General features: G+C 58.8%; 1 protein-coding gene. It reads left to right on the top strand.

From position 1 onward, the window contains the following. Positions 1–62 precede the first annotated feature (62 nt). Positions 63–1,213, top strand: a protein-coding gene (locus tag MJ122_RS29980; protein ID WP_239747206.1) for an IS3 family transposase whose coding sequence is annotated in 2 segments (ribosomal slippage) — positions 63–306 and positions 306–1,213 — 1,152 coding nt in all. Because the reading frame shifts where the segments join, the coding sequence is not laid out codon by codon here. The last annotated feature ends 18 nt before the right edge of the window (positions 1,214–1,231 follow it).

Here is a 1,231-nt window from a genome sequence, read left to right as displayed (position 1 = left end):
TGAATCGCCCCTAGTTTCGTAGACACCTCCAAGCCTCATAATGAGGCCCATTAGGAGGTGCCATGAGCAACCAGCGTTACCCCGAAGAATTCAAAATCGAAGCGGTCAAGCAAGTGACCGAGCGCGGCCTCCCCGTAGCCGAGGTGGCAGCGCGATTAGGCATGTCGGTGCACAGCCTGTATGTCTGGATCAAGCGCTACAGCAAGCCCCAGGAGCAGCGGCAGCAAGAAGACGATCAGCAGGCCGAACTGCGTCGTCTGCGCGCCGAACTCAAGCGAGTGACCGAAGAGCGAGACATTCTAAAAAAGGCCGCCGCGTACTTTGCCAAGGAGTCCGGCTGAAGTACGCCGTCATCAGCAAGCTGTCGGTGGAGTACCCGGTTCGACGCCTCTGCCAGACCCTGAAAGTGCATCCCAGCGGTTACTACGCCTGGCTGGCCGAGCCGAAATCCGTGCGCGCCAAGGAAGATCAGCGCCTGCTCGGGTTGATCAAACATGCCTGGCTGGAAAGCGGTGGGGTCTACGGCTATCGCAAGATTCACGACGACCTGCGTGAGCTGGGGGAGTCCTGTGGCCGGCACCGCGTGGCTCGCCTGATGCGGGGAGAAGGGCTGCGCTCACAAACCGGCTATCGGCGGCGTCCCGGCTATTATGGCGGGCGGCCGACGGTGGCTTCGCCCAATCGTCTGGAGCGGCAGTTCAACGTCAGTGAGCCGAACAAGGTCTGGGTCACCGACATCACCTACATCCGCACCTATGAGGGCTGGTTGTACTTAGCGGTAGTGCTAGATCTGTTTTCACGCCAGGTGATCGGCTGGTCGATGAAGTCACGAATGTGCAGCGACCTGGCCATCGATGCCCTCCTGATGGCGGTGTGGCGGCGCAAGCCCAAGCAGGAAGTGATGATCCACTCCGACCAGGGCAGCCAGTTCAGCAGTTCGGACTGGCAGAGTTTCCTCAAGGCTAACAACCTGATCAGCAGCATGAGTCGACGTGGCAACTGCCACGACAACGCGGTAGCGGAAAGCTTTTTCCAGTTGCTGAAGCGGGAACGCATCCGACGGAAAATCTACGGCACCCGCGAAGAAGCCCGCAGTGATGTGTTCGATTACATCGAGATGTTTTATAACCCCAAACGCCGGCACAGCAGCGCTATGCAGCTATCGCCAGTGGAGTTTGAAAAGCGCTATTTCCAAAGCTTGGAGAGTGTCTAGGAAAGCCGGGGCGATTCA

The sequence above is a fragment of the Pseudomonas sp. DP-17 genome (genome assembly GCF_022380625.1).
Lineage (GTDB): Bacteria > Pseudomonadota > Gammaproteobacteria > Pseudomonadales > Pseudomonadaceae > Pseudomonas > Pseudomonas nitroreducens_A.
Note: the sequence above shows the minus strand (reverse complement) of the source record. Positions and strands in the feature narration are given on the sequence as shown.